The sequence below is a fragment of the Streptomyces sp. AcH 505 genome (genome assembly GCF_000818175.1).
Classification (GTDB): domain Bacteria; phylum Actinomycetota; class Actinomycetes; order Streptomycetales; family Streptomycetaceae; genus Streptomyces.
Genome location: NZ_JTIY01000001.1, coordinates 301,200 through 317,518, shown reverse-complemented (window position 1 = coordinate 317,518; position 16,319 = coordinate 301,200). Strand labels below are relative to the sequence as shown.

At 69.0% G+C, this 16,319-nt stretch carries 27 protein-coding genes; 1 reads left to right on the top strand and 26 read right to left on the bottom strand.

Annotated elements, in window-relative coordinates:
* Positions 1 to 53: 53 nt before the first annotated feature.
* From HY68_RS01380 to HY68_RS39460, 12 genes are all read right to left on the bottom strand, one after another.
* Entirely contained in the window at positions 54 to 731 is a 678-nt protein-coding gene (locus HY68_RS01380) for a VWA domain-containing protein (RefSeq protein ID WP_041983575.1), read from the bottom strand.
* Positions 728 to 919 (bottom strand): hypothetical protein, encoded by a 192-nt coding sequence (locus tag HY68_RS01375; RefSeq protein WP_041983573.1) that lies wholly within the window; start codon positions 917 to 919, stop codon positions 728 to 730. The genes HY68_RS01380 and HY68_RS01375 overlap by 4 nt, the downstream gene beginning before the upstream one ends.
* Positions 919 to 1,218, bottom strand: coding sequence for a hypothetical protein (locus HY68_RS01370; RefSeq protein WP_041983571.1), 300 nt, complete (start codon positions 1,216 to 1,218; stop codon positions 919 to 921). The genes HY68_RS01375 and HY68_RS01370 overlap by 1 nt, the downstream gene beginning before the upstream one ends.
* Before the next feature lie 29 nt (positions 1,219 to 1,247).
* The gene (locus HY68_RS01365; protein ID WP_041983568.1) at positions 1,248 to 1,538 is read right to left on the bottom strand and encodes a hypothetical protein; all 291 of its coding nucleotides are present in this window, start codon (positions 1,536 to 1,538) and stop codon (positions 1,248 to 1,250) included.
* A gap of 19 nt (positions 1,539 to 1,557) precedes the next feature.
* Entirely contained in the window at positions 1,558 to 2,049 is a 492-nt protein-coding gene (gene ssb, locus HY68_RS01360; protein WP_041983566.1) for a single-stranded DNA-binding protein, read from the bottom strand.
* 191 nt (positions 2,050 to 2,240) lie between these two features.
* Positions 2,241 to 2,408, bottom strand: coding sequence for a helix-turn-helix domain-containing protein (locus HY68_RS43370; RefSeq protein WP_198533375.1), 168 nt, complete (start codon positions 2,406 to 2,408; stop codon positions 2,241 to 2,243).
* Between the two features lie 173 nt (positions 2,409 to 2,581).
* Entirely contained in the window at positions 2,582 to 3,676 is a 1,095-nt protein-coding gene (locus HY68_RS01350; RefSeq protein ID WP_041983562.1) for a hypothetical protein, read from the bottom strand.
* Positions 3,673 to 3,975 carry a hypothetical protein gene (locus tag HY68_RS01345; RefSeq protein WP_041983561.1) on the bottom strand — a complete coding sequence of 101 codons (303 nt, stop codon included), beginning with the start codon at positions 3,973 to 3,975 and terminating at the stop codon, positions 3,673 to 3,675. The genes HY68_RS01350 and HY68_RS01345 overlap by 4 nt, the downstream gene beginning before the upstream one ends.
* The gene (locus HY68_RS01340; protein ID WP_157874259.1) at positions 3,972 to 4,250 is read right to left on the bottom strand and encodes a hypothetical protein; all 279 of its coding nucleotides are present in this window, start codon (positions 4,248 to 4,250) and stop codon (positions 3,972 to 3,974) included. The genes HY68_RS01345 and HY68_RS01340 overlap by 4 nt, the downstream gene beginning before the upstream one ends.
* Positions 4,247 to 4,726, bottom strand: a complete 480-nt coding sequence (locus HY68_RS01335) for a hypothetical protein (protein WP_041983556.1) — start codon at positions 4,724 to 4,726, stop codon at positions 4,247 to 4,249. Before HY68_RS01335 ends, HY68_RS01340 begins: the two co-directional genes overlap by 4 nt.
* Positions 4,726 to 5,418 (bottom strand): hypothetical protein, encoded by a 693-nt coding sequence (locus HY68_RS01330; RefSeq protein WP_157874258.1) that lies wholly within the window; start codon positions 5,416 to 5,418, stop codon positions 4,726 to 4,728. The genes HY68_RS01335 and HY68_RS01330 overlap by 1 nt, the downstream gene beginning before the upstream one ends.
* Complete coding sequence (locus HY68_RS39460; protein WP_157874257.1) at positions 5,415 to 6,404, bottom strand: hypothetical protein; 990 nt, start codon at positions 6,402 to 6,404, stop codon at positions 5,415 to 5,417. The genes HY68_RS01330 and HY68_RS39460 overlap by 4 nt, the downstream gene beginning before the upstream one ends.
* A 156-nt stretch (positions 6,405 to 6,560) precedes the next feature.
* Between HY68_RS39460 and HY68_RS40290 the strand changes: the two genes are divergently transcribed.
* On the top strand, positions 6,561 to 6,785 hold the full coding sequence (locus HY68_RS40290) for a type II toxin-antitoxin system prevent-host-death family antitoxin (RefSeq protein WP_157874256.1): 225 nt from the start codon (positions 6,561 to 6,563) through the stop codon (positions 6,783 to 6,785).
* An 8-nt stretch (positions 6,786 to 6,793) separates the two neighbouring features.
* Here the strand turns inward: HY68_RS40290 and HY68_RS41765 are convergent, their stop codons facing one another.
* The 14 genes from HY68_RS41765 to HY68_RS01245 all read right to left on the bottom strand — a co-directional run bounded on the left by HY68_RS41765 (position 6,794) and on the right by HY68_RS01245 (position 16,318).
* Positions 6,794 to 7,447: a hypothetical protein gene (locus HY68_RS41765; RefSeq protein WP_041983550.1), complete on the bottom strand. Its 654-nt coding sequence runs from the start codon at positions 7,445 to 7,447 to the stop codon at positions 6,794 to 6,796.
* Positions 7,438 to 7,881 (bottom strand): VVA0879 family protein, encoded by a 444-nt coding sequence (locus HY68_RS01310; RefSeq protein ID WP_041983548.1) that lies wholly within the window; start codon positions 7,879 to 7,881, stop codon positions 7,438 to 7,440. The genes HY68_RS41765 and HY68_RS01310 overlap by 10 nt, the downstream gene beginning before the upstream one ends.
* 37 nt (positions 7,882 to 7,918) lie before the next feature.
* Positions 7,919 to 8,209: a hypothetical protein gene (locus tag HY68_RS01305; protein ID WP_157874255.1), complete on the bottom strand. Its 291-nt coding sequence runs from the start codon at positions 8,207 to 8,209 to the stop codon at positions 7,919 to 7,921.
* 374 nt (positions 8,210 to 8,583) lie between these two features.
* A complete protein-coding gene (locus HY68_RS01295) occupies positions 8,584 to 8,874 on the bottom strand; it encodes a WhiB family transcriptional regulator (protein WP_052456984.1) in 291 nt (96 codons plus the stop codon).
* Positions 8,871 to 9,164: a hypothetical protein gene (locus HY68_RS01290; RefSeq protein ID WP_041983542.1), complete on the bottom strand. Its 294-nt coding sequence runs from the start codon at positions 9,162 to 9,164 to the stop codon at positions 8,871 to 8,873. Before HY68_RS01290 ends, HY68_RS01295 begins: the two co-directional genes overlap by 4 nt.
* Positions 9,161 to 10,633 carry a UvrD-helicase domain-containing protein gene (locus HY68_RS01285; protein WP_041994951.1) on the bottom strand — a complete coding sequence of 491 codons (1,473 nt, stop codon included), beginning with the start codon at positions 10,631 to 10,633 and terminating at the stop codon, positions 9,161 to 9,163. The genes HY68_RS01290 and HY68_RS01285 overlap by 4 nt, the downstream gene beginning before the upstream one ends.
* Before the next feature lie 74 nt (positions 10,634 to 10,707).
* Positions 10,708 to 12,186, bottom strand: a complete 1,479-nt coding sequence (locus HY68_RS39455) for an AAA family ATPase (protein WP_052456982.1) — start codon at positions 12,184 to 12,186, stop codon at positions 10,708 to 10,710.
* Positions 12,183 to 12,494 (bottom strand): hypothetical protein, encoded by a 312-nt coding sequence (locus HY68_RS01275; RefSeq protein WP_041983541.1) that lies wholly within the window; start codon positions 12,492 to 12,494, stop codon positions 12,183 to 12,185. Before HY68_RS01275 ends, HY68_RS39455 begins: the two co-directional genes overlap by 4 nt.
* Positions 12,491 to 12,871 (bottom strand): DUF3846 domain-containing protein, encoded by a 381-nt coding sequence (locus tag HY68_RS01270; RefSeq protein WP_041983540.1) that lies wholly within the window; start codon positions 12,869 to 12,871, stop codon positions 12,491 to 12,493. Before HY68_RS01270 ends, HY68_RS01275 begins: the two co-directional genes overlap by 4 nt.
* Positions 12,864 to 14,096, bottom strand: a complete 1,233-nt coding sequence (locus HY68_RS42515) for a hypothetical protein (RefSeq protein WP_198533184.1) — start codon at positions 14,094 to 14,096, stop codon at positions 12,864 to 12,866. The genes HY68_RS01270 and HY68_RS42515 overlap by 8 nt, the downstream gene beginning before the upstream one ends.
* A 158-nt stretch (positions 14,097 to 14,254) precedes the next feature.
* On the bottom strand, positions 14,255 to 15,103 hold the full coding sequence (locus HY68_RS01260) for a BN159_2729 family protein (protein ID WP_052456980.1): 849 nt from the start codon (positions 15,101 to 15,103) through the stop codon (positions 14,255 to 14,257).
* Entirely contained in the window at positions 15,100 to 15,423 is a 324-nt protein-coding gene (locus tag HY68_RS01255) for a hypothetical protein (RefSeq protein ID WP_041983539.1), read from the bottom strand. The genes HY68_RS01260 and HY68_RS01255 overlap by 4 nt, the downstream gene beginning before the upstream one ends.
* Complete coding sequence (locus HY68_RS01250; RefSeq protein ID WP_041983538.1) at positions 15,420 to 16,022, bottom strand: sigma-70 family RNA polymerase sigma factor; 603 nt, start codon at positions 16,020 to 16,022, stop codon at positions 15,420 to 15,422. The genes HY68_RS01255 and HY68_RS01250 overlap by 4 nt, the downstream gene beginning before the upstream one ends.
* 77 nt (positions 16,023 to 16,099) lie before the next feature.
* On the bottom strand, positions 16,100 to 16,318 hold the full coding sequence (locus HY68_RS01245) for a hypothetical protein (protein WP_041983537.1): 219 nt from the start codon (positions 16,316 to 16,318) through the stop codon (positions 16,100 to 16,102).
* Position 16,319: the final 1 nt, after the last annotated feature.

The window sequence follows — 16,319 nt, the reverse complement described above, 5'->3', positions numbered from 1 at the left end:
TACTCGTCGCGGTAGACGGAAGTAGAAGCGGACGATTCGCGGTTCGTCGTCCATCAGCTGCGGATGATGCCAGCGGCGCGGGCGGCGGAGAGCCACGCCCCGTACTGCGCAGTGATGCCGTCGAAGAGGTCGGCGTCCGCCGTGGTCAACGGGTCGGACGCGTGGAAGAACGCCGCGTTGTCGACCGCGCGGCCGGGGAGATTGTCGAGGCGCTGAAGAAACGTGATGTCGTTGCCGAAGCCGACGAATGCGAAGAAAACCGGGGACTGGCTCGCCCAACGGAGCGCGGCCTCGGCTGCGAGGACGTCATCCGGGTCGCCGTCGGTCTGGAAGATGACGAGGCCCACAGCGGCACCAGATTCGAGGTGCTCGTTCACGGCGTACGTGATGGCCCTCGCGTAGTCGGTCCTGCCCCAGTGAACGCTGGCGTGGGTGCGGTCGACGATCCCGGCATAGTTGCTGAGCAGCACGTCCTCGGCCACCTCGACGCGGGAGCCGAAGTAGATCAACGGGACGGTGGCGTCGTCGTCGAGGTTGGCGGAGAGGCCGAGGGCCTGCTCGGCGAGGTGCTGGACGGCGCCGGAGTTGTAGTGGCGGCGCATGCTGCCGGAGTGGTCGAGGACGAGGTAGACGGCTGCGCGCTCGTGGACCAGGCCGTGCTTGTCGAGCGACACGGCCGCGGCCTTGGTGAGGTTGACGAGGCCGGACGAGGCCTTCGTGGTGTCGATCATGTGCGCTCCTGAGAGACGACTTTGGGCGTGGGCAGTTGATCGAGCGCGTCGCCGATGTCGTGGGCGATGCGGCGCCAGCGTTCGGCGAGGTGGGGGGCCAGGCTTTCGCGGGTGGCGGCGGCCAAGAGGAGCGCCTCGACGATCTCGGATGCCTCGTGGGTGCTGGCGAGCTTGAGGATGGCGGCCATCAGTCGTCGCAGAGGTCGAAGTCGTGCCCGTGCCCGTGCGTGTGCGTGTGCGTGTGCTTCGACTTGGACTTCTTGGTCTTGGTCTTCTTGCTGGTGGTCTTGGTGGGCTTCGGGGCGGAGGCCGGCGGGTTGGGTGCTGCGTGCGGGGCGCGGGGTCGGACGTGGGCGCCTCCGGTCCTGGGCGGCCTCGGCTTCGCGATGGCGGCGATGGGGGTGAGCGAGTCGCAGTCGCTGCTGCTGTGGTTGGTGCAGGCGGTGAGCAGTGCGGCGGTCATCAGACTGGCGGCCAGGAGTGCCATGGATCGGTGCGGGCGGTGAGGTGTGTGGTTCACGTGGTGCCTTCGTTGAGGTGGCCGATGTAGCGGGCGTAGATGCGGAATTCGCCGTCGATCGCGCGGGACACGGCTTCGAACGAGCCGGGCGGGGCGTAGGACAGGAGGGCGCCCCGCTTGATGAGTCGCGCCGTCGAACCAGCGGAACCCTGGGTGCCGGCCCGTCTGATGAGGGCCCACTCGCCGGGGCGTTCGCGCAGGGTGGCGGCGACGGCTCGGTGGTCGGTGGCGGGCTGGTGACCGCCGTTGCGTCCGGGTGGCGGGGCTTCGAAGTGGATCTCGCTCATGGGGGTGTGATCTCTGTTTCTAGAACGGGGGTTCGGTGGTGCCGGTGGCCCAGGGGTCGTCCTGGGGCGGCTGCTGCGGACGGGACGTCTGAGGTGCACGCTGCTGCGCCCGTCCCGCCCCCTGGCCGCCCCCCTGACCGCCGCTCTGCGACTGCGCGTCCTTGGTCACCTTCGCCACGCTGAAAGCCAGCGACGGGGCGATGGAGCGGATCAAGAGCGCCGGACGCGAGCTCTTGACCCCGTCCTTCTCCCAGGACTCCGTCCGCAGCTCACCCGTGACCAAGACCTCCATGCCCTTGGCGAGGGTCTCGACGACGTTCTCCGCGTGGCGCTCCCAGAGGCTGCCGCGGACGTAGAAGACGTCAGCGTCCTCCCACTGCTGGGTCTGCTGGTTCAGCCGGCGCGAGTTGAAGGCCAGCGAGATGTCCGCGACCGCCTTCCCGTTCGCGGTGAACCTCAGCTCGGGGTCGGCGGTCAGCCGGCCGACCCCCGTCATCGTGGGCAGTGGCATACGAATCTCCTATCGATGTGTGTTGCGTGGCCCGTAGATGCCGAGGAGCTCGGCCTCACGGAGGAGCGTGTACACGAAGGTGATGCTGCGCCCGGAGCAGTACGCGAGACGGGCGAGCGTGGCGCCAGCCTGGCGTCGCTCAACAACAGCCGCACGAAGGCGTGGCCGGACCTCCGGGTCAGTCGGCAGCGTCACGACCACCGCCTCCGCGACCGGAACTTGACCCCGGCCTCCTTCAGCAGCTGATGCACCGACCCGTACGACCGGCCCACCCGCTCGGCCAGCTCGCGCACACTCTCGCCAGCCCGATACCGCTCAGCCAGCAGATCCCGAAGATCCACGCGTGCCTCGCCAGTCACCGTCTCAGCACGCGTCGACGGCTCCTGATGCCGCTCACCACGACGCGTGGCCTGAGCCGCCGGGCCCACGTCCTCCACGGGGCGGATTGTGAGGTCCTTCATCTGATCCTCCGGTTCGTGCGGTCCTGGTCGGGCGGGTGTGTGGGGTGGGGGTTCGGTTCGAACGGGGGTTCTTATCGGGGCCTGTTGTTGATGAGGCGGGCGATGTCCTGCGCGAGCTCTGTGGTGCTGGTCTCGACGCGGCCATTGGTGGCGTCGACGTTCTCGGCTGCGTCGCGGAGGAGCTGGACGATGAGACCTCCGAGGTTCGGGCCCACGGCGGCGATGTAATTGGCGTCCTCTTCGGAGATGTCGTCGTCTTGGAAGATCACTTCCAGGTCGTCGTCGCTCGTGCCGTCTTGATCGACGGGGTGGATTCCGACCGCGTACTCGGCCCCGTCGCCTTCGGGGTGGTCGTCCCGTGTGCGGGCGACGGCCCAGCTCGTGCCATGGGCGGCGGTTACGAGGGCTTCGAGGTCGTCGGCGGCTTGGCGGAGTTCGGCGGCGGGGGTGGGCTTGCATGTGGGGCAGAAGTCGCCGGCGGGGGTGCAGGACCAGCGGGCGGTGTTGCGGAGGTGGTTGCGGGCGAGCTCGAGGCGCTCGGGCTTGGTGATGCGGTCGCTGACGACGAAGTCGTTCGTGACGGTGGTGCCGCAGGTGTCGCAGAAGACGCTGATCGCCGCCGGGTACGGCGCGTCAGGGCCGGTGTCGGTCGAGCGGAGCATCGCTGAAACGAACTCCGGGGTGACCTTGGTGTCGTCGTCGGCCCGGCGGAGTTCTTCGGTGGGGTCGATTGCGGCGGGCTTCACGTGCTCGATGGGTTTGCACGTCTGGCATCCCCACATGTCGTGCAGGGCCTTCGCCTGGCCGGGGGCTCCGGGGCACGGGGCGGTCTCAGCCTCGACGGGCTGCCAGGCGGTGACGGTGGTCTCGCGCTGTCCCATGAGCGTCGCGGTGATCTGCTTCTCGTCGTTCCAAGGGTCGGTGTCGGCCTGTGTCTCGGTGAGACCGCGTTGGTACTGGACGGACCAGGTCTGGCCGTCGTCGGGGGCGCGGAAGATGAGCTGGTGCTGGGAGGCCCAGCGGGTGCTGCCGAGTTGTGTGCGGTCCAGTTCGATGGCGACGGTCGGCGTGGCCTCGGGCTGTTCCTGTGCGTAGGCCTCGTCCACGGTGTTGTAGGGCAGGCCGAGCGCGGTGAGCTGGTCGCGGGTGAAGGTGCGGGTGGTCATCGGGTGCCTCGGTTCCTTCGGGTTTTGCGGTGGTCGGAGAGTCGGGTGACTCCGGCGGGGAGCGGGATGACGGTCTGGCGGCTGGGGCAGGTGGCGATGTGGGGTTTGTGGAGGCGTTCGTAGCCGCAGAGGGGGAGTTCGTCGTTGGGGCGGCGGGAGAGCCAGGCGCCGGTGCCGTCGCGGCGGACCGCGGCGTTGCCCTCGGGGTGGGGTACGGGGTCGACGGCGAGCGCTTTGCCGGCTTCGGTACGGGTCCAGAGGATCGGCTGTCGGCAGTCGGCGCAGACGGCTTGTCTCATGGCGGGTCCTGGGTGTCGTGGGCGAGGGTGGTGCGGGCGGTGTGCGGGGCTTTGGCGGGGAGTCGGTCGGCGCCGATGCAGGGCTTCCCGGGGGTGGCTGTGCAGGTGGGGCACGTGGATTTGCTGATGACCCAGGTGTGGATTCGGGCTTCGTGGACGCCGTCGCGGCGTTGTTTGTCGCCGCGCTGGTTGGTGCAGAGTTCGCCGGCGGCGGCTCGGCACCAGGTGCAGCGGACGGTCATCTGCCGGTAGCGCAGAACGCGGGTGCGCGTCATGCGGGGGTGCTGGTGAGGAGGGTGGGGCCGACGCCGAGCCAGCGGGCGGCGGGGTGCATGGGGCGCTGGCCGTTGCGGTCGGCGGCGAGTTGGACCAGGCGGAGGACGCGTGTGCGGAATTCGTCGCTGGCTCGGTCGCCGGCGCTGATGTCGGCCAGGATCGGGCGCAACGGGTGGGCCTGGATTTCGATGCGGCCGCGGGCGGAGTCCTGGCGGTGTCGTCCGGTGATCGCGGTCCAGTCGGCGCCGTCGAGGGGGACGGCGAGGGCGAGGGTGTCGATTTGGTCGCCGAGGGGGCGGCCGCCGGCGGTCCAGGCGTAGCGGAGTGTCGTGCCGCCGTCGGGGCGGCGGAACAGGATCCAGAGGAACGTCTCGGGCTGCTCGTTGGCGACGATGCCGTCGATGATGGCTTGCTCGATCGGGGCGATGTCGGTGGTCGGGGCCAGGGTGGGCTGCTCGGTGGCGGTGATGGTCATCAGGTGGCGTCCTTGCAGTCGGGTGTGTGGGTGGTGTCGGCGGCGGCGCGGGCGGCGGAGGCGGCGATGCGGCGTGCGATCTCGCGCTCCTCGACCGCCGGGTCGACTGGGGGGAGGCCGGCTGCGGCGCGCTTGGCGTCTTCGAGGCGGATGGGGTGGGCGTCGGCCATGCGGCGATCGCCGCTGGTGCAACTCGCGCCGGGCCGCGCTCCGCAGCGCTGGCAGCTGGTGCCGCGGACGTTGACCACGCCCTCGCGCGTCCTGGGCGGTTCCTTGGCGGCGGCGCTCAGGATGGCCTTGACGCGGCCGGAGGGAAGCGCGGGCGGCGCGTCGGGCCCCTTGCCGAGTCCGGCGGTGATCGAGCGCTGCTCAATACGGCCATCAGCAGCCGCACGGAACAGTGCGCGTACTGCCTGGGCGGACTCGACGCCCGTTTCGTCGGGGTTCCCGTCGTACACGGCGTGAGCGAGCGCGATGCGTTCCTCGCGCCGTGCCTTGATCTCCGTGATGATCTCGGCGGGGCTGATGAAGGGCTGGCGGGCAGCCACGGTGACGACGGCGGTACGGGCCTCGTTCACGTCGTACGGGCTGAGGACGTCGCCCCAGACGTCCGGGGTGTGCTCGTTGAACCGCTGCTGGGGGCAGAGGCTCGCGACGTATTTCGCGATCATTACTGCTTCCGTGGGCGTCACTGCTCCTGCTCCTTTTCCTGCGCGCGGGCCAGGGCCCGGTCGAAGAGGTCCTCGCTGGGTTGGCCGGGCGTCGTGCTGGCCGCGCGTTGTTCCTGCTCGCGCAGGGCGGCGAGGCGCAGCTGGTCGTACTTCTCGCGCAGCTTCGGCATCGAGAGGACGTTGCCGCGCCAGAACGTGTCGGCCTGCGACCAGGCGATGGCGGCGAGCACCTGCTCCTGCGTACGGCGGTCTTTGTCGATGAGCAGGCGAGCCTCGCGGCGCCACGTGGTGGTGATCTTGGGGCGTTTGCTGCCGTTGGCCTGGATGGCGTCGGCGAGTGCGAGGCAGACCTCCTCGACGTCGTCCCGGTCGGAGGGCTCGTCGGGGATCTCGGATCCCGGACTATCTCCCTCCTTCTCTTTAGAGAAGGAGGTATTGGGGTTGGGGTTGGGAGCGTCCGTTACCGGGCTGTGAGTGTCGTCGTCAGTAACGGCGTTACCTGGGGGGTTACTTGGTGGGTCGGTAACGCCGTTACTGGGTCCGTTACTTGATCCGTTGCCGGGGGACGCCGCCTGCTTCTTGCGGTCCTTAAAGGCCCTCTGACGTGCAGCGTTCTTGTCTCGTTCGGCGTGGATCTGGTCTGCTGATTTCTGGTATTCGAGGTAGTGGTGGATGAGGTAGCCGCCGGGGGTGGCGACCCACAGTTCGGCGGTGATCAGTCCGACAATCGTGTTCTGCCTGAGGGTTGAGGCAGCGACCGCGTAATTCTCAGGATCAGCACCGGAATTAGTGACGTCGTGAGTAACGGCGTTACTGGCCGCGTCGCCGAAGGAGCCGAGGACGGTCTCGATGACCTCTTCGAAGTCGATCAGCCGGCGGGCGACGTTCCGGGGGATGCGCCCGTCCGTGAGGTTGCGGTTGGACCAGGCCAGCCCCTCAGCCCACAAAGCGACCCCTAGCGCACCAACCCGCTCGAACTTCGGGTGGTCGTAGAAGTCGTCGGACAAGCGGACCCAGGCCATCAGTCTTCTCTCGGTTCGTGCGTTCTGGCAGCTCAAGCCATGCGGAGTGGACCGTCGCGGGTTGTCACGCGCATCACTCTAATAGCTAAGACGGCTAACTTAGTCATGACGTGCAAGATGTGCAGCCGATATCGTGTGCCCATGAGCAGTGGCCCCCCCATGACCGAGCACCCGATGCAGATCGCCCAAGCGCGCAATGTCTTCGGCGAGGTGATCGCACGCGCCCGCCTCGCCGGGGAGCCCACCGTGCTGATCAACCGCAAGCGGGAAGTCGCCGTCGTCGTGTCCGTCGACTTCTACGAGCGCGCCCTCGAGGCCTTGGGCATCGAGCGCCTGCGAGCCGAGCCACCCGCTCCGCAGGACTGACCAGCCCCTCATGCAGGCCCTCCCGCGGGTTCCGCCGGCAGGAGCGGCATGGCGGCCGCCAGGTGCCGCTCGATGTCGAGGAGCGACGCGGCCGGATCTTCGTCGTCGGCCGCCGATTCCCGGAGGAGCGTCAGGCCGGATTCGATGGACGCCCAGACCTCCGCACGGGTCGCCCGGCGGCCCTCCGCGTACCACTGGTGCTCGATCGGCTGGCCGATGTCGAAGAGCCCCTCGCCGTACCGGAACTGCGGGCGGCGAGTGACCCAGACCAGAGTCACGCCCGGGTTGCGGCGGATCATGACGCCGCCCGGCTGGACCAGGTCCTCGGGAAGCCCGCTGGTGCGCCGCGTCATGTCCGGGCGGGTGAGGAACGGGCAGGCGCACGCAGCGTAGGTGGCGCAGTCGCGGTGCGACGGCGGCTCCGGTGCGACCCGGTTGACCGCGCACATCGGGCCGAGGACGAACGCCCGGAAGCTGCCGAGGGGGCGGCCGCACATCCAGCACAGACCGAACTGAAGCGCCTCCTCGTATCGGTCGGTGTCCGCGACACGGAAGTCGGGTACGCCGTCGACCACGGCGACGAACCAGGGGATCGGGTACCCAGCTGGGTTCAGCGGGAGCCGAGCGATCCGCGGCGGTGCGGGCGGCAGGTTCACGGGCACGGGCTGACCGCCTCGGTGTCGCCAGCAGGGGCGGCAGCCTCGGTAGCATCCTCAGGCGCGGCCTCCGAAGCAGTCTCCGAGACCGGCGCGGGAGCAAGCTCGAAGGTCCAGGAGGACTGGCCGTCGGGCATCACCACCTCGCAGGGACCCGGAAGCAGCCCGTACGCCGCCCAGTTGCAGCCGCGCTCGCTGTCCACGCCCAAGGTCCGGCCGATGCACTCCTGGCCCATGACATCCGATGCGACGACAGCCTGGCCCTTGCGCTCGCGGGGATGCGCAGAGAGGGCCTTGCGGAAGTCGCGCCCCGTGGCGACGTCCCCGCAGTTGGGGCACTTGAAGGCCCAGTCGGCCGGGTTGTCCCCGAACCTGTCGCGTGCGTCGGCCAGGAACTCCGCGTGGGTCAACTTCGGATGGACCCTGATGGTGGTGGTCATGTGTTCCGTTCTCCGGTGGGTTGGGTGGCTGAGGTGTTCAGGCGTCTTCGGGTTCGGCCGGGGGACGGTGCGGCGTGTCGATGCCTTCGCCGAAGGCCGGCCTCGCATAGCTGGCCAGGACGCCCTGCCACTTCTTCTGGAATCGGGCGGCTTGCACGAGGGCCCAGAGGGTGGTGACCATCTGGCCAGTTATGAGTGCGGTCTGGAGCGACGGCAGTCCGCCGGTCACGAGCAGCCATGCGGCATTGACGACCAGAGCTGACAGGGCTCCGGCGGTGAGGCTTTGGATTGCTGTCTTCAGGTACCTCATGTAGATCTCCATCTCCATCTCCATCTCCATCTGCGTCAGCGGTGGTTGGCGACGGCGGCCTGGGCCGCTCGGTAGGTGCGCGTTGGGGCGCGGCGCTTGCCGGACGCGATCGCGCGGTTGTCGAATACGGCCGACGCTGACTGAGGCGACGGTGTGGACCAGGCGGCCGCCGGCCATCCCGGACCGGTCGGCGGCTCGGGACGGCCCAGCAGGGCCGATGGCGTGTGGAGCGGACACCGGAGCCCGATCAGGTACGGACGGACGGCGGCGGACGACAGGCAGTACCGGCGTTCGACGCCGATCCAGTGCTGGCAGGCCATGCGGTCCTCCGGTTGTCGGGGTGGGTGGGGGAGTGGTGCGCGGCCGCGGGGACACCGGGGCCGCGCACCAGGTCAGGGGGCCGCTTCGGTGCTGGCCTTCTCGCGGCGTGGGCGGACGAGACTGTGCCGCTGGGTGCCGGTCAGGCCGCCCCGGATGCCGTGGCGCCTGTCCGGGCTCGTCACGCCCTCGACGCGCTGCGCCTCTGCGAGACAGTCGTCGCGGACCAGGCACGCCCCGCAGATCGCCTTCGCGATCCGGGTGGTGGCCTTCGCGACGGCGCTCTTCTTGCGCTCCTGGAACCACATCTCGGGGTCGTGGCCGGTGCATCCGGAGAGTCGTTGCCAGCTGGTGGTGTCGCTCACGACGTGCCGTCCTCTCCGGCCTCGGGCCAGATCCAGAAGCAGTCGATGAGGTCAGCGGAGGCCAGGCCGGGGGCGGTCTGCCGGTCGGCTGTTTCGATGGCCGCCCGCATCCGCTCGAAGGTCGCCAGGTGCTCCTCGGTGAACAGGGCCGGACGGTCGGTGTCCTCGTCGTCTGCCGGCTCGTCACAGCGAGCGGCAGCGGCGAAGCAGGCGACGATGACCACGACCGTGCCGACCCAGACCACGACGCCGCCGTACAGGAAGCACTCCAGCTGTGTGAGGAGGTTCATGAGGCAACCGCCGTCACGGTGTGCACCCACGCCAGCGCCTCGCAGTCGAGGGACTGCCGGGCGCGGGTGACCGCGACGTACGCCAGGCGGCCCTCCTCGCGGGAGAGGACGACGTTGCCGGTCTTGGGGTCGGGCGTCGGCGGTCGGAAGTCGCTGTGGATCCGTACGCGATTCCACTCGCGACCCTTCGCGCGGTGAGCCGTCGATACCACCAGGTCGGCGCGGGCCTCCGTCGCGAGCGCGTCGGCAGCTGCCAGGATCGCGTCCGTGCCGTGCTCGTCGATCAGCTTGACCAGCACTTCGAGGGAGCCGTCTTCTTCGGCCGCGTACTCGCGCACGGCTTCCCAGCTTGGGAATCCGAGGAGTTCGGGGTGGTCGGTGGGCTGCCCGGCCTGGAGGGCTTCGGCCGCCCACGCGATGCGCCTGACGTCTCCACCGCCGCCGACCAGCGCCACCTCTCGGCCGGCGGCCAGACCTTCCATGACGATGCCCATCGCGCCTGAGTTGGTTCGGCAGAGGATCGCGTCCGGCTCGTAGACGGCACCGACAGTCGACTCGCAGCGGTCGTAGCCGGTCAGCCGGAGCGGTGCGCCAATCTTGCCCAGCCAGAGGTTGGCGACGTCGGCGATGGCCGGCCCGAATCTGAACGACTGGGACAGCGTGAGCTCAGGAGCGCCGAGCTCGCGGACGAACCGGTCGAGCGCGTCTTTCGCACCACGCCAGCCGTAGATGGCCTGTGCCGAGTCTCCGACTGCAATCCGCTGTGCGTTGACCTGGTCAAGGAGAACAGCGCTGAGAACGTCGTTGGTGTCCTGGGCCTCATCGAGGAGCACGACGTCCGTAGCGAGCTTCGGCCCCGCGAGCGCCCAGAGCTTCAGGTAGTGGTCGTGCGACATCTTGAGGACGCCGTCCTCGTCGGACAGGTCCGCCCACGCGGCCAGGGCGACGGGCAGGGCTAGGCCGAGGAGCGCGTTGCGCGGTTCCTCGCTGGTGAGGCCGTCGTATTGCGGGACGTGCCAGGCGCGGATCTCGGGGTCGCTGCTGTGGCACCAGCGCTCGATGGTGTCGAGCGCGACGCGCATGATCAGCTTGCCGGTCATCGCCTTCGGCTGACCGAGGTCGGTCGGGATGGCCGGGGTCTGCCCGATGATGCTGAGGATCTTCCGGACATCGATCGCTTCCGCGGCTTGGTGTGCGGTCTGCCTCGGCCGGTGGAGCCGCGGCAAGTACTCGGGGGCGAAGGCGAGCCCGTGGCCGGTGGAGGCACGGACGTTGCGCGGGAAGGACTTCTTCGCGTCGGACGCGATCGACTTGTTGTAGGCGACGTACGTCATCCGTCGGCGCCGGTCGCTCGCCGCGATCATTTTCAGCGTCGACGACTTGCCGCATCCGGCGCCGGCCTGGATAACGCAGTCGATGCCGTCGCCGTACGTCGCGATCGCGTCGCGTTGCTCAGGTGTTGGGTCCACCACTGGGGTGCTCCTCCTCTCTGGGTGGTGGGGGGACCAGCCGGCGTGCGGCCGGTCCCCGCGGTGGTGGACGGTCAGACGGTGGCGGGCTCTCGTGCCTGGGTCTTCGCCAACAGGTCGTTGAGGAACGCCTTGAAGCACTCGGGGCCGTCGTCCTGGCCCTCGAACTCGAGGACGGCCTCGACGACCAAGGACGCCTCGCCGAAGGTGAGCTCGTTCTGGCTGCCGATCTGGCGGCCGATGATCAGGCCGATCGCCTTGAGGCGCCGCTCGCGGTCGTCGGCGATCCCGAGCTCCTTGAAGGAGGCGAAGATCTTCCGCATCTGCGGCGCGCTCGCATGGTCGCCAGCGGCCGGGGTCGGATCCTGGCCCGAGCCCGCTTCCTGGGGGGTGGCGTCCAGGGCCCCAGCGGCGGCGGCGGCGTCGGACATCGAGTACGGAGCGGGGCCAGCCTGCTCGGGCGTCGAGGGCTTGGGAGCCGTGGCAGCGGGCTTGAGCGCGACACCCCGGGCCTTGATGAGCTCGCCGAGGGTCGTGGGAGCTGACTCCGGCATATCCGGACCGGTCTCGGGGACATAGGGAACGGCCAGCCACCGGCCCCACTCGGCCCGCTTGTACAGGTCCAGCGCACCTTCGTACGTCAGGAAGTCGTCGGACAGGAGCCGGGAGACGATCTCGCCCAGCCGCTCCTGGAGGAGAGCCGCGATCGTCGTCGGTGTGCCAGTGCCCGGGTGAAGCAGCCCGTTCTGCATGAGCTGCCGGCGGGCCGCGTCGCTCTGAAGCTGAAGGATGCCGTCGAGATCCAGGTCCGCGTCGGCGATACCGTCGATGATGAGCGCCGCCGGGTCAACACCCTGGCCAAGCTGCTCCAGGATCGTCTCTGCGAAGACCGGGCCCGGGTGATGGACTGAGAGGTCATCGAGAGCGTCGTATCGGGTCTTGGTGACGGTGCCGGTGCCCTTGACCATGTCGACGATGACGTCGAACTCGTACTCGGCGCCCTCTCGCTGGATCGTCTTCACACCGACCTTGGTGACGGTCTTGCCCGCCATCTCGTAGTCGTTCTTGGTGCGCATCGTCACGATGACGTGACCGGGGAACTCGAGGAGCGCGTCGAGCATGTCCTGTTCGAGGTCGTTGACCGGCGCCCAGGCCGTGTAGGAACCGCCATAGTGACCGGGCTTCTTGGACTCCTGGTCCACACGGGCGAGCAGGCCGCCCTTGCCAGCCCAGTAGTGCGACCAGCTGTCGACGACAAGTACGACGATCTGTGCTTTCACAGCGGCCGCGACCGCGGCGAGGAAGTTCTCCGGGCTGCACACGCTCATCGGCATGTGCTGGAAGACATGACCTCCGAGGTCGGGTCGGCCAGGGACCGGTGCGTACTTGAGGGCGCTCCTGCGCTCGGTGTCGATGACCCCGATGAGGCCGCCGTCGGCGAGCCTTTCGGCCACGCGCAGGGCGCTCTTCGTCTTGCCCGATCCGCCAGGGCCCTGGAATCCGACACGCGCCTTGGCCGTTTCCCGGGTTGCTGGGGTGAAGGTGAACGTCATGCGGTGCTCCCGTTGTCGCGCTGGCCGGGGATGTTGTGGCGGCCGGTGGGGATGGCGGTGAGGTTCGTGATCTTGGTGGCGGCCAGGCGCCAGGCGCCGAGCCTGGTCTTCTGCCGGCGGTCGTTGCCGGTGAAGCCCCTGACCCGCTCGTCCTCGACGACGCCGTACTCCCTCTCGGCGTGCTCGCAGAGGCTGGTGCTGAGCTCCGCGCCGGTCTCCTGCCGCAGCTCGGCGAGCTCCAGCGCGGCGACAACAGGAGCCATGCCGCCCTGGACCAGAGCCGCGTAGATCCGCTCGTAGGCGTTCACAAGGCCTCACCGACCTTCGCGAGGGCGGCGGGCAGGTTGAGCAGGAAGGTGCGCTGGGATTCCGTCAGATCGGTCAGATCCAGGGTGCGTTGGGCAGCGCCGAGCACGACGATGGGACCGTGCAGCGGGTACCGCAGGGGACCCCCGCGGAGCATGGCCGCAGCCACGGTGACCAGGCGGTTGATGGGCAGGCCGTCGGTAAGACCGGTCTCGTGGACGATGACAGTGATCGCTGACTCGGCGGTGCCGTAGTGCGCGAACTCGATGGGGCCGCCGACCATGGCGGGCAGCTCGTCGAGGTACCGGGCCCGGCTGATCTGGACGCCGGTGCAGACGCCAGCGGTGTCGACCCGAAGGCCGGCGAAGGTGTCAGCCACGGTCCTCACCCGGCTTCGGGAGGGAGGGCACGCCGTCGGCGCGGACTGCGATGTCCACGCCGTTCCAGGTGCCATGGGAGGTGACGAGCCCGTGGCCGTGATAGGTCGCCAGGCCTTGGTCGCAGCCGAGTCGCTCCATCCACGTCGTCAGCTCTGCGCGTGTGGCGACGAGGAGGTGGAGACGGACGTCGTTGCCGGTCAGCTCGGTGTCGACGGTCTCCGGCGTTCCGAGGGCGCGCAGCTCGGCGGCAGCGCGCTCGGCGGCGGCAACCAGGAGTTCGTCAACGGCGGCGGCACTGGCAGCGTTCTGCGGGCACAGCCAACCCATAGACGTCTGCACCCAGCCGCGCTCGATGGCCTTCTCCGACCACTCGCCCTGCGAGCAGCGTTGGCAGGTGATGAACTCGCCCAGGTTCGGCCGGGTGGACTCGCCCTTGGGGGTGTCCTTCCCTTCAGCCGCGTCGAGTTCGTCGAGCTCCAGTTGTGCTTCCAGCAAGTCGACGGACATCGGTAGTTTTTCCTGCCGCATGACCGCGATGGCTGCCAGGAAGCCGGCATGTCGCTGTGACTCGGCAGTTGTCTCAAGGTCGGCGACCCGTGTCAGCAGCCACTCGACGGCCGGAGCCACCTGCTCATGGATCTCGACATGCGCGGGGATCCGACGGTCCTCACCGTTCGGGGACAGCAGACCGCGGACCTCCTGGAGGTCGGCCTCAGCCTCGACCAGCCGGACCCGGCGCCGCTCGCGCTGCGCCTCCAGCTCCCCGATTTTCGCCTCGCCATCGAGGAGACGCCGCAGCACAGGCGCCATCCGCTCACCCATGTACGAGGACAAGTTCATGCAGAACAGGTCCTCCCACTTGGGGTGGTCGTGCTCGCGGCGGTTGCGGACGGCTTCGCCGAACGAGACGATCAGCCCGTCCTCGGCCGGCTGGACGTCGCCGATCATGTCGCCAACTGCGACATGCAGCTCGCGCGAAAGACCGACCGGAGTGCTGTCGGTCAAGGCGCGAAGCCGATCGACCTGGGCCTGAAGGTTGCGGGCAACCGGGTGGCGTCGGATCCAGTCGTGCTTCCACGCCTCAGCCAGCTGGTCACGGTGCTCGTCGCCCCCCAACCACTCACGCACCTTGGCGTGCGCAGATGCATCCGGGTCGCCGAAGACCGTGGCGTAGTAGTCGTGGGCGTTGTCGAGCACGTCGCCCCACTCGGCCTCGCGCATCACCGCGGCGAAGCGTGAGGGCAGCAGGTAGGACGTGCGGACGACGTTGGGAATCTCGACGACGACCTGCGTCTGCTTCTTCGACGGCGCCAGGAGGTCGTACGAGTCGAAGAGGACCCGGACACGGATCTCGGATTGTGTGTCGTGTGAGAGCTCGTTGCTCATGCCGACACCTCGCTGTGTGCGGTGATGTCGGTGCCGGCACGGGCTGCGACGCGGTCGCGCTCCAGCTGCTTGGGATCCTGCGCAGCCATGTGCGTGACAAACTCGCTGACGGTCGCCTCGCGGATGCCGGGCACGGCCTGCGGTTCACGCACGGTCTCCACCGGGCCCAGCTGCCACACCAGGTTCGCCAGCGAGCAGCGCTCACCGGTCCCGCCGCGCCTAGTCAGGAGCGGCATCCCCGTCACGCTCGTTTGCGCGTAGTCCCAGACGTCGCCCTCGCGGTCCCGCAGCGGCAGGGCCAGGTCATACACGGCGCCGTCGTGGCGGTACGGCATCGTGGCGGCCGCGACTTCGCGGACCTCGGTCTGCGGCGCGTCGTACGCGATCAGGGAGACCGCAACGCCGTTCCGGTGACCGTCCCCGGCGAACGCGTGCGGCAGCGGCAGCGGATTCGGCTGTTCCCGGGTGATCCCCAAGTACCTTCGCCACGCCGCCCACTGCTCCGTGTGCGTGATCTGCACGGTGACCAGCAGTCGGTCCCCGTCGACCTGGACTCGCATCAGGCCGCGGCCTTCGCCGGCCTCGAACTGGATCAGGTCGGCGAGGGCCTGGGCGCGCTTGCACGACGCGTCCCACGCGATGGCCTGCTGCTCCAGCTCGCTGAGCGGCTGACGCGACCAGGTGCCGGCGGCCGCGTTCCTGCGCAGGACGATGCCCTGCGTACGGAACGGATCCGCGATCAGCCCCTGCTTGTTGAGCGCGTGCGCGGCGGCGTTCGCAGCCTCCGGCGTACACCCAGTGATCTCCGCGATCAGCTTGATCGTCTGGGGGAGGTTCGTGTTCACGCCTCGACCCCTTCCAGCTCGGGAACGGGCAGGGCGACAGAGAACTCAAGGCCCAGACCGTTGAACTGACTCCTGAACCGCAAGTAGCGGCTTGGGTCAGCGGGCCTCGCCTCGGACAGGACGACGTCGTCACTCGGGATGCCGAGCGCCGTCCGCCACCTCTCGAAGTCGGCGGCGGACCTGACCATGAAGTCGAGGTGGTCAGTGATGTGGGTGTAGCAACCCAGGTGAACGCGCGGCATGGTCGGGAACGCTTCAGCCATCTGGGCGAGGACCCGGAACTGCGGGCCCTGGTCGGCGAAGGTCGGTGACTTGCTCATGCGGCACCTCGCAGGTCAGCGAGGGAGTGCTCGACCGAACGCATCGCCCGGTACGTCATCGTCTTGACCGCCCCCGGGGTGAGGGACATCGAGTCTGCGGCCTCCTGGATCGACTGCTCCTCCAGGAAGCGCCGGCGCAGGACCGTGCGCTGTCCCGGCGTCAGCCGCTCCAGAGCACTGCGGAGGCTGGTCGCCAGGTCGGCGTGCACCAGCTCGACGAGCGCGACCTCCTCGGCACTGCCGACCGTCCGGTCCACGACGCGCATGTCAGCGGTCGGCATCTCGTACCGGTTCCGGGCCAGGCTGTTGTGGTCGGACACGATGTTCCGGGCGATGGTGACGAGCCAGGCGCCGATGTCCTGACCGCGCCATGCGAAGCGGTCGATGCGGCGGAGGGCGCGGAGGAACGTCTCGGACGTAAGGTCCTCGGCTGTGTACGGGTCCCTGACGCGGCTGACCACGTAGCGGTAGATGGGGCCGTGGTGTTCGGTGTAGAGCTGGGCGAAGGCTGTGCGGTCGCCGTTACGGGCGCGGACCAGGAGCTCCGGCTCCTCGGTCTTCCCCGGCGGCGCGATCTTGGGGCTAGCCTGTGGTTTCAAGGCCCGCCTCCGTTCCCTGTGCTGGTTGGTGGGTTGCTTTGGTGGGGTCCGTTCCGGGTGCATCCGGGACGGCCCTGCTACGTCTGAGGGCTCGCGAGGTCGCGGAGCCGCTCCCATGCAGCCGTGCTGATCCGCACGCCGCTCCCGATGTCAGTCGCCGACTGGGCCGCGGTGTCGACCGCCTCCTGCAGCCGCCGGGTGTGCTCCTGTTCAGCGAGCACCGCCGTACGGGTCTGCTTGAGCAGGTCGATCAGGTCCTGTCGGGCCTGACCACTCTGAGTGGTCACGGAAGGCATG

Bases quoted from the DNA above. Each gene is read 5' to 3' on its own strand.
- HY68_RS01380 (WP_041983575.1), bottom strand. From the start codon at position 731: ATGATCGACACCACGAAGGCCTCGTCCGGCCTCGTCAACCTCACCAAG.
- HY68_RS01255 (WP_041983539.1), bottom strand. From the start codon at position 15,423: ATGAGCAAGTCACCGACCTTCGCCGACCAGGGCCCGCAGTTCCGGGTC.
- HY68_RS01345 (WP_041983561.1), bottom strand. From the start codon at position 3,975: ATGAGACAAGCCGTCTGCGCCGACTGCCGACAGCCGATCCTCTGGACC.
- HY68_RS01310 (WP_041983548.1), bottom strand. From the start codon at position 7,881: ATGACCACCACCATCAGGGTCCATCCGAAGTTGACCCACGCGGAGTTC.
- HY68_RS01335 (WP_041983556.1), bottom strand. From the start codon at position 4,726: ATGACCATCACCGCCACCGAGCAGCCCACCCTGGCCCCGACCACCGAC.
- HY68_RS40290 (WP_157874256.1), top strand. From the start codon at position 6,561: ATGAGCAGTGGCCCCCCCATGACCGAGCACCCGATGCAGATCGCCCAA.
- HY68_RS01245 (WP_041983537.1), bottom strand. From the start codon at position 16,318: ATGCCTTCCGTGACCACTCAGAGTGGTCAGGCCCGACAGGACCTGATC.
- HY68_RS01305 (WP_157874255.1), bottom strand. From the start codon at position 8,209: ATGGAGATGGAGATCTACATGAGGTACCTGAAGACAGCAATCCAAAGC.
- HY68_RS01365 (WP_041983568.1), bottom strand. From the start codon at position 1,538: ATGAGCGAGATCCACTTCGAAGCCCCGCCACCCGGACGCAACGGCGGT.
- ssb (WP_041983566.1), bottom strand. From the start codon at position 2,049: ATGCCACTGCCCACGATGACGGGGGTCGGCCGGCTGACCGCCGACCCC.
- HY68_RS01375 (WP_041983573.1), bottom strand. From the start codon at position 919: ATGGCCGCCATCCTCAAGCTCGCCAGCACCCACGAGGCATCCGAGATC.
- HY68_RS39455 (WP_052456982.1), bottom strand. From the start codon at position 12,186: ATGACGTTCACCTTCACCCCAGCAACCCGGGAAACGGCCAAGGCGCGT.
- HY68_RS01350 (WP_041983562.1), bottom strand. From the start codon at position 3,676: ATGACCACCCGCACCTTCACCCGCGACCAGCTCACCGCGCTCGGCCTG.
- HY68_RS01340 (WP_157874259.1), bottom strand. From the start codon at position 4,250: ATGACGCGCACCCGCGTTCTGCGCTACCGGCAGATGACCGTCCGCTGC.
- HY68_RS01290 (WP_041983542.1), bottom strand. From the start codon at position 9,164: ATGAACCTCCTCACACAGCTGGAGTGCTTCCTGTACGGCGGCGTCGTG.
- HY68_RS01370 (WP_041983571.1), bottom strand. From the start codon at position 1,218: ATGGCACTCCTGGCCGCCAGTCTGATGACCGCCGCACTGCTCACCGCC.